Below are 8336 nucleotides of genomic sequence, written 5' to 3'. Positions count from 1 at the left end.
GAGGGTTGCGGCCGGAAATGGGGAAACGACGCTCCTGCATGGCGGTAAGTATGAACCTCTGCAGATGGCCGAGGTGCGGTAGTTCATCCAGGAAGAGCACTCCCTCATGGGCCTCATGTATGGCCCCTGGCACGACACGGTCATAGGGCTGGGTACCCAGCTGGGCGTGCCCTCCGTAGGGGTCGTGGCGTACGTCACCCAGCAGTTCCGTCTCGGAACTGCCCGTGGCTAGGACGAACGGGTTGCGGTCCAGGCGGACCAGCACCTTGCGCGGAGATTGGCGTTCCCAATCGCGGCGCTTTTCCAAGGCCTCCTGGTCCAGGACCCTGATCATCTCCCCGCATTTTTCGAATACCACCACCTCCTCCTTGCCGAAGCGTGTGCGGGTGGTGGTGACACGTTCCTTGCCGGCCGCGCTGGCCAGACCGGGAACGTTCATCTGTTCGAACAGGCCGGTGACCAGGTCCCCGAAGGGATTGTTGTTGACGGTCGCCTCAGCGGATTTGATCTTTTGACACTTGATGCAGGTGCGTTCTTTTGGAGAAGAGTAAGCTCCGCAATTGCGGCAGCGATATCCTAAGCGCTCGGCGACGTTGATGGGGGCGTTGATCGGTTCGATGAGCTCACCCTCGGCGAACTCCCGGGATTGAGATTCCTTGCCGACCTCATCCTTGTTCTTAACTTCCACCAACGGCCGTTCCGGATTCTCCGGGTTGTGCACCACCCTTATCTCCTGGGTGGGGCGGGAAAGGTGCAGAGCTAGCGCCTGAGCGATCATGGACTTCCCGGTTCCGGGAGGTCCGACCAGCAACAGGTGCCGGCGCTGCTTTGCAGCGATGCGGGCCAAGGTCACGGCCTCGTCCTGACCGATCACCCTTTTCAGGGGGTCGGAGGGGATGGCCACCTGGGTGGTGTCATCGACACCGCACCAGTCCGCCTTGGCTTCGTCGCTCATATCAGTTCAGGTCGTCCTTGGACCAGATATCGATACCGGCCGGCTGTTTGGTGATGTTGCCCATCTTGGTGCCGACTATGGTGACGATCTTCAGGTCGGAGGCCAGGTCCAATATCCTCTGGGTGATGATCCCGTCGAAGACCACCGCGGATACCGGGTCCTTCTCCTCCTTCAAGGTGTTGACCAGCTCCTTCACTGCCACCTCTTTCAGGACACCGCCCTTGGCGTCGATGATGCGCGCTTTGGACGAGGATGACAGTTCGTTGATCATTCCCTTATACTTCTCCTGTGCGGCGGAGAGCTGCTTGCGGGAGCTAGGCTTACGCTCCTCCAACTCCTTCTCCTCTCCGAAGGACTTCTCCTGGCGCTCGAAGCGCTCGTGCCTCTCGGGTCGGGGCTCAGCATGTTCCGCCTTGGGTTCCTCGCGATCGCGGCGATCGGTCTTGACCGGCTTCTCCGAGCGAGGCTCCTTTTCGGGACGTTCCTTTCTGTCATGCCTTCCTGCACGGGGCTCCCTCTCCTCACGGTCGAATTTCTGCTCCTTGTCAGCGCGTGGCTGAGGGGCGGGTTCTTCCCGATCATCCTTGTCGGGGGTCTTCTCCCGGTCGGCCTTCTCGGCCTGCTCGAAGCGTTCCAGACGTTCGACCTTGTCGCCTCGGGTCTTGTCCTTGCCGTTACCGTTGCCGGAATCCGATTCCAGACCGAACATCTCAATGAACTGGTCTCCTGGGATCTTGTTCCGCAGGCATTTCATGATCTGTTTCTGGGTCAGTTCCTCTACCTCATGAGCGCGGGGCGCCCGTGCCACGAAGTCGACCTCGGCCACCTGGAACAGCTCGCGCAGGATCAGCTCTCCGCCTCTGTCGCCGTCGACGAAAGCGGTGATGACCCTTTCCTTGCTCAGGTCCATGATGGTCTTTGGAACGTTCGTCCCCTCGACCGCAATGGCGTTCTTGATTCCAGATTTCAACAGGTTCAGTACGTCGGAGCGACCTTCAACGACGATGATGGCGTCGGATTCCTGGACGTTCGGTCCGGCCGGCAGCCTATCTTTGCCGAAGTAGATTATCTCCTCCACCTGAACGGACTGGCGCACGCTTTCGGTGAGATCGATCCCGCTGGTCTTGGACTGCTTGATCAGCTCGGTCAGCAGTTCCCTGGCCCTCTCGATGATCCTCTCACGTTTAACGACACGTACGTCCTCGATGGACTCCACGATGATCTTGGCCTTGCACGGACCCACCCTGTCGATGGTCTCCAGTGCCGAGGCTAAGATAACGGTCTCGACTTGATCTAAGCTTGATGGTATCAGTATCTGTCCTTCGGACTTACCTTGTCTGGAGTGAACGTCAACCTCGATCCTGCCGATCCTGCCACTTTTCTGCAGGTCTCTCAGGTCGAGCTCGTCCCCCAACAGACCCTCGGTCTGTCCGAATATAGCTCCTACCACGTCTGGTTTTTCTACAATGCCGTCAGCGTTCAGCTTGGCCTTGACCAGATACTTGGTGGTGCTTGGGTCAATATTCATAGTTTCACCTCTTCTGGACTGGAAAAGAAGATAAACTCCCGAATACCTGTTTCATATCTCGCCCCTGACCCCTTCTGGGTCAGGCACGCGTTGACCATTTCATATGACCATCACTCACGGTCAGATGATCTATGGATGATAGTGATCATGATATAGGAAAGCCCAGCTAATTTTTCCAGGCCTTGATTGACGATGTCATAATTTTTCTTTAACTTATAAACTTTGTGATGAGAAAATCCGTTCAGGTCATAACGACCACGATAGGATATCACTTATCCAAATCGGGGAACTTGGTGATCTCCAATGTCGACGAACCGACCGCGACACCGTTCTTCTCATATTCCTCTAAGAGTATGCGTGATAAGGTGTTGCGAGTTCCCCGTCGTCCCCTGGTCTCGCAAATGTATCGAACGTGGAATTCAATATAGTTGCTCGTAAGCACTATGTTCACCTTCGATTCCACCTCCCGCTTGGTCAGATAATATTTCCCCATCATGATCGCGATCTCCGCCTCGGCCTTTGCCGTTACGGTCGCGGTCTCTCTCTTGACGATCTCCACCGTCAGTTCCGAGGCGGCCTTCCAATCGTTGTCATAGGAGATAGGGATGACCAGTTCGTCCCAAAGGAAGTTGTTGTCCTTGGTGTAATTGAAGATGGATCCGGATAACAGATGTCCATTGGGAAGGATCACCAATCTTCCCGTGGCCTGGTCCCCGTCGACCCACTCCCTCAGCTCCAGGAGCGTGGTGTACATGATGCCGATGTCAATGACATCGCCGACCACATCCTTCATCATGACCCGGTCCCCGACCCTGTAGGGAGATTCTATAAAGATGATGAACCCCCCGGCCAAGTTCTTGAAGACGTCCTGCAGGGCTATGGCAAGTCCCGCTGCGAACAATCCATAGGAGACGACCAACGTCTGTGGGTCGGTGACCCAAACGGTGATGATCGCACCGATGGAGAATATCAGGCTGAGAATGGAGAAGACCTTGCGCACTGAGTATCGGGTCTTCTTGTCGCTTAGCCTACCAGATACGAAGCTGGTCAGCAATATCGAGAAAACCAGGTAGATGATCGCCAGAGCCACCAATGTCTGGAATCCTTTATTGAGGTTGGGTTCTGGATAATAAAGATCGGCTATCCACAGTGCTATCGCAGAAACGATGAGCAATGATAGGTTGAGAGCCCTCTTCCACATCTATCATCTATACATCATACTGGATATAAAAACAGACGTCATCCGCCCGATGCCACCTTGACGATACGAAGTTCGTCACCCTCCCTGATCCTCTCCGTCAGAGGTATGGGGCTCTTACCGCGAACGACTATATGTGAATCCGGAAAAAGGTCCATGGCCCTGAGCAGACCCGCGACCGTCTCCTCATCACCGATCGACAGGACCTCGGTCCTCTTGTTAAAGGCAACTTTCACTTCCATCGCTGTTCATCCTTGACAGGTCATTCCTCTGAATTTATTTATCTGATTGCCAAGCCTTAAAATATTAAACTCCATTCCGCCCTTGGGCCAAGGTAGCCTAGTCCGGTAAGGCGGTAGCCTCGAATCGACCTTCAGGTCGAAGGGACAGCTACTGACTTCACGTCTCGGGAGTTCAAATCTCCTCCTTGGCGCCACTTCTTTTCTTTGCCATCAGGCAATTCCTTTGAAGTGCCCCGGACCGAGCAAGCGTTCTTGGATATCGCTGGCGAATTCCTCTGCCGCTTGATAATAGCCTTTGCCGAACTCCTTGTCCGTGAACTTCTCGTATTGCGCGTGTATGTTGGCGTCCGTCTCCAGCTGCAGTTCGTTCTCGATTATCGGAAAGACCTGGTTCTCCTCCTCGGCTATGTGCACGGTCATGAGGTCGACCAGCTTTCGTATCTCCTCCTCCATGGTTTCGACGTCATCGGCCTTGATCACTTTCAGGGTGGTCTTGATCATTTCACGTGCCTCGGCATGATCCTTCTTAAGATGTTCCAAGGTCTCGGCGATCTTGGGGCACTCACGGGCCGCCGCCGGGAAGAGGAAGAGCTCTTCCTTGGCATGATGGAAACGGTCCAGGAACTGCTCCAGAAAGGCCACGGCTTCCTGGAGTTCGGGGATATGTTGTGGCGCTCGGTGCGTACGTACCAGTTCACCTACTACATCCAGTACTTGTCTGACGATCCCGTGGTCGTACTGCAGGATTGTAACCGAGATCCGCATGGTAGAAACTAGGTCGAACCACCTTATTATTTATTTTGACCCGGGCGGTTATATCTAAGTCCTGAGCGATTACCTGCTCGAGTGATCTGATGGAAGACCTTCTGGAGAGGGCGGTGCAACGGGCCAGGTCTCATGGCGCATCCTATGCTGAGGCTAGATATCAATCCGATCGTAATGAATCGATCCTGATGAAGAGCGGAACGCCCGAGGCCACGTCGGTGGATACGCAGCGCGGCATATCGGTCCGAGTACTGGTGAACGGGGCTTTGAGCTTCGGGGCGACAAATGTCCTGGGAAAGAGGTCCCTCGACTCCCTGGTCAGTAAGGTTGTGAAGGGCGCCTTTGCCGCCGCTTCCGCCAGAAGGACCCCGATAATCATGTCCCCGGCTGAAATGGTCGTGGCGGACCATATGCTCAAACCACGCGTTTCTTTTGAGAACGTTCCCTGGGAGTCGAGATTGGAGCTTCTCAAGGATGCCGATTCCTCGGCACTGGAGGCCGCCGAGCGCTCAGGCATTAAGCTACCTGGTCGATACATCAGCCTGGACGCGTTGACCACGGAGCGGACCATCCTCAATTCTGACGGAGGTCGAGTGCACAGCGTCGTGCCCCGCGTTTCCATGCATGTCTTTTTGACGGCGCTGCACTCTGAAAAGGGGACGATGCAGCGCATCATCTCCCGCGGCGAGTCTGCCGGATGGGAGGGAGTGGAGCGGTGGGACCTGCCATCGGTCTTCGGACGTGAGACCAAGACCCTGTCAAAGATACTGCGGGATGCCAAGCCCCTCAAGGGGGGCAAGATGGATGTCATCCTCGGTCCCGAGGTCGTAGGACTGGTGAGCCACGAGTCCAGCGGCCACCCTGGTGAGGGGGACCGCATACTCGGAAGAGAGGCGGCCCAGGCCGGGGAGACCTATCTTTCGAAGGACTCTCTGGGATTGAAGGTGGGAAGTGACCTGGTGAACGTCGTGGACGATCCTACCATCCCCCACTCCTTCGGATACTATCTTTACGACGAGGAAGGTGTCAAGGCCAGGCGACGCTATCTGATCAAAGGGGGCGTCATCAACGAGTTTCTGCACGACCGGGAGACGGCCGCCGAGTTCGGGGTGACCAGCAACGGTTCCTCTCGATCAGTGGCCTACGATAGGGAGCCCATCGTTCGCATGGCCAACACCTTCGTGGAACCGGGCGACCATTCGCTGGAGGAAATGCTCGAGGACGTTCGCTCCGGTATCTATCTCAAGAACTTCATGGAATGGAACATCGACGACCGCAGATACAACCAGAAGTACGTGGGGTTGGAAGCCTACAGCATAAAGGACGGTGAACTGACCTCACTGGTCCGCAATCCTGTTCTGGAAATAACCACGCCAGGTCTCTGGAAGGCAGTGGACGCCGTAGGCGATGAACTGGAGTTCTCCTCGGCCTATTGCGGCAAGGGCGACCCCATGCAGGGGATACCGGTGGGTACCGGTGGACCGCACCTCCGTCTGCGAGGAATAACCATGGAGGGATCGTCGTGAAACCGCAGGAGGTCTGCGAGAGCGCTCTGAGCATCTGCCGCCGGCTGGGAGCCAACGACGTGGTGGTCTCCGTGACGAACAATGAAGAGAGCATGGTGCGCTTCTCCAATGACCAGGTGACCGTGGTCAATTCTCTGGACGAGGTGTCGGCCAACATCTTCGTTTGCATGGGTCGGAGGAAGGCTGGCATCAATGTATTGGACCTCGGCGTTCGAGGTTTGGAGAAGGCCTGCCGTGAAGCAGTGGCAATGGCGTCCAACACTCCTGAGTCCAGCCTGTACGCACCCCTGCCTCATGGTCCGTTCGATTATGACCCTGAGCTGTTGAAGAAGGCCACGGTGCCGAACGGTCCCGATCAGGCGGTCCACTGGGCCCAGGAGGCCATCGCCGCGGCGAGGAAGGCCGGTGCCCTACGCACCGCCGGTTCTCTGGTCGCTAGGAACAGCATCGCTCATCTGGCAACCAGCGGCGATGTTCGTGGTCTGGCGTATCGGCCGTCTTTGGAGCTCTCCATACGTGCTTTCGGGGATGGTCTGGCTTCAGGCCACTCATTGTCAGTATCAGCCGACGAGGCCGGGTTCGGCCCGGCCGAGGCGGGGCGGGAGGCGGGGGAGCTGGCCAAGGCGGCCAAGGACCCGGTGAAGGGCTCCCCTGGAAAAATGGACGCGGTCCTGGGACCGATGGTCTTTGCCGACATCATCAGCCAGGTAGGACGATTCGCCTCCGCCTTCTATGTGGACGCTGGCATGTCCTTTCTCACCGGTAAGATCGGTATGCAGGTGGCCAGCGAGAATATGGAACTTATCGAGGACGCCACCGATCCGCATGCGTATGGGGCTTCGCCGTTCGACGCCGAAGGGTTACCGACCCGCCGAAAGGCCATACTGGAAAAAGGGGTGCTCAAGACCTTCCTGCATAACAGCGCCACGGCGGAAAAGTTCGGCACCCAGAGCACCGCTAACGCCGGTCTCATCGCTCCGGCGCCGTTCTGCCTGCAGGTAGGTCCAGGCAACGTCTCCGCGGAGAAGTTGATATCGCAGATCGATCGGGGGATATACGTCACCAATGATTGGTATCTGAGGTATCAAAACTACGCCACCGGGGATTTTTCCGCCATTCCCAGGGACGCCATGTTCCTGATCGAGGACGGTCAGGTAGTGTCGTCCTTGAAGGAGCTGCGCATCAGCGACAACGTGCTCAAAATGCTTCAGAGGGTGAAAGGTCTGAGCAAAGAGCGGAAATGGATCAAATGGTGGGAGGTGGGGACGCCTACGCTAACGCCGACGGCGCTGGTGAGCGAGGTGCAGTTCACCGCCTCCTCTCAGTGATCGTAACCTTCCATGTCCATGGATAACCGTCGATAGCCCAAGGGGCGTAACAGCTCCACCACCTTTCCCCTTTCAGAGAACAGTCTAGGTATCTCTTCCGGGGCCACCTCGATGCGAGCCCAGTAACCGTGGTCCCGGACGCGAAGCTGTTTGAAATCAAAGGGGGCAAGCAAGGCTTCGGCCTTGTTCACCCTTTTTAACTGCTCCTCGGTGATACGCACATCGTAAGGAATGCGGGTGGCCAGACAGGTATTGCTCGTGGCGTTCCAATTGGGAAGTTCCATCTGTTTCAGGAGAGAACGCACATCCTCCTTGTTCAATTTCACTTCGACCAGCGGTGATCGGACGTTCAGCTCCATTAGTGCCGCCCGTCCAGGACGCACCTCTTTAAGATCATCCATCTGGCTCCCATCGAGTATGTGGGTGATCTCTTCGTCCTGGCTCGCCTTCTTGATCATTCGAAAGATGGTGCTCTTGCAGATATAGCAACGGTCATCCCAGTTACGTTTGAAACATTCGTCGTTCACAAGATCGGTCTTGATCAGGACCACTTCGACCCCCATCTTCTCCGCGAGTTCCAATGCGTTATTCTGTACCTTGAGAGAGAACGTGTCCCCAATGGCCATGAAAGTGGTCACATCCGCTCCGGAATCCAGGGCGGCCTTTAGTAACAGGGTGCTGTCAACGCCCCCGGAGAAGGCAACGGCGACCTTGCCCATTCCCCGTATGAGATCGACCAATCTCTGATATTTTTCATTGGCATCGGTCATGTAGTTCAACGGTACAAGCCACGC

Annotated in this window: 8 protein-coding genes and 1 tRNA gene; 3 read left to right on the top strand and 6 right to left on the bottom strand. The window is 56.4% G+C overall.

The genetic code is table 11. From position 1 onward, the window contains the following. The 4 genes from VMW85_07260 to VMW85_07245 all read right to left on the bottom strand — a co-directional run. A partial coding sequence (locus tag VMW85_07260; protein HUT27824.1) for an ATP-binding protein occupies window positions 1-955 on the bottom strand: 955 nt, incomplete at its 3' end. Between the two features lies 1 nt (window position 956). Beyond that, window positions 957-2483 (bottom strand): DNA primase DnaG, encoded by a 1527-nt coding sequence (gene dnaG / locus VMW85_07255; GenBank protein HUT27823.1) that lies wholly within the window; start codon window positions 2481-2483, stop codon window positions 957-959. Window positions 2484-2751: 268 nt separating this feature from the next. After that, window positions 2752-3684, bottom strand: coding sequence for a mechanosensitive ion channel domain-containing protein (locus VMW85_07250; GenBank protein ID HUT27822.1), 933 nt, complete (start codon window positions 3682-3684; stop codon window positions 2752-2754). Window positions 3685-3722: 38 nt separating this feature from the next. Continuing rightward, window positions 3723-3923 (bottom strand): hypothetical protein, encoded by a 201-nt coding sequence (locus tag VMW85_07245; GenBank protein ID HUT27821.1) that lies wholly within the window; start codon window positions 3921-3923, stop codon window positions 3723-3725. A gap of 86 nt (window positions 3924-4009) precedes the next feature. On the opposite strand from VMW85_07245, the gene VMW85_07240 reads away from it, so the two are divergent. Further along, window positions 4010-4117 (top strand) — tRNA-Ser (locus VMW85_07240). A gap of 16 nt (window positions 4118-4133) precedes the next feature. Here VMW85_07240 and VMW85_07235 read toward each other — a convergent pair. Continuing rightward, the gene (locus VMW85_07235; protein ID HUT27820.1) at window positions 4134-4688 is read right to left on the bottom strand and encodes a hemerythrin domain-containing protein; all 555 of its coding nucleotides are present in this window, start codon (window positions 4686-4688) and stop codon (window positions 4134-4136) included. An 89-nt stretch (window positions 4689-4777) separates the two neighbouring features. Here VMW85_07235 and VMW85_07230 point away from each other — a divergent pair, with 89 nt between their 5' ends. Continuing rightward, window positions 4778-6214: a TldD/PmbA family protein gene (locus tag VMW85_07230; GenBank protein ID HUT27819.1), complete on the top strand. Its 1437-nt coding sequence runs from the start codon at window positions 4778-4780 to the stop codon at window positions 6212-6214. Continuing rightward, window positions 6211-7542, top strand: coding sequence for a TldD/PmbA family protein (locus VMW85_07225; protein HUT27818.1), 1332 nt, complete (start codon window positions 6211-6213; stop codon window positions 7540-7542). Before VMW85_07230 ends, VMW85_07225 begins: the two co-directional genes overlap by 4 nt. Here VMW85_07225 and larE read toward each other — a convergent pair. Continuing rightward, complete coding sequence (gene larE, locus VMW85_07220) at window positions 7536-8312, bottom strand: ATP-dependent sacrificial sulfur transferase LarE (GenBank protein HUT27817.1); 777 nt, start codon at window positions 8310-8312, stop codon at window positions 7536-7538. The genes VMW85_07225 and larE overlap by 7 nt on opposite strands. Window positions 8313-8336 lie beyond the last annotated feature (24 nt).

Source organism: Methanomassiliicoccales archaeon, from assembly GCA_035527755.1.
Lineage (GTDB): Archaea > Thermoplasmatota > Thermoplasmata > Methanomassiliicoccales > UBA472 > UBA472.
This window is presented reverse-complemented; position numbering and strand designations above follow the sequence as displayed.

Coding starts and splice junctions, on each gene's coding strand:
- larE (HUT27817.1), bottom strand. CDS start 8,312: ATGACCGATGCCAATGAAAAATATCAGAGATTGGTCGATCTCATACGG.
- dnaG (HUT27823.1), bottom strand. CDS start 2,483: ATGAATATTGACCCAAGCACCACCAAGTATCTGGTCAAGGCCAAGCTG.
- VMW85_07235 (HUT27820.1), bottom strand. CDS start 4,688: ATGCGGATCTCGGTTACAATCCTGCAGTACGACCACGGGATCGTCAGA.
- VMW85_07230 (HUT27819.1), top strand. CDS start 4,778: ATGGAAGACCTTCTGGAGAGGGCGGTGCAACGGGCCAGGTCTCATGGC.
- VMW85_07250 (HUT27822.1), bottom strand. CDS start 3,684: ATGTGGAAGAGGGCTCTCAACCTATCATTGCTCATCGTTTCTGCGATA.
- VMW85_07245 (HUT27821.1), bottom strand. CDS start 3,923: ATGGAAGTGAAAGTTGCCTTTAACAAGAGGACCGAGGTCCTGTCGATC.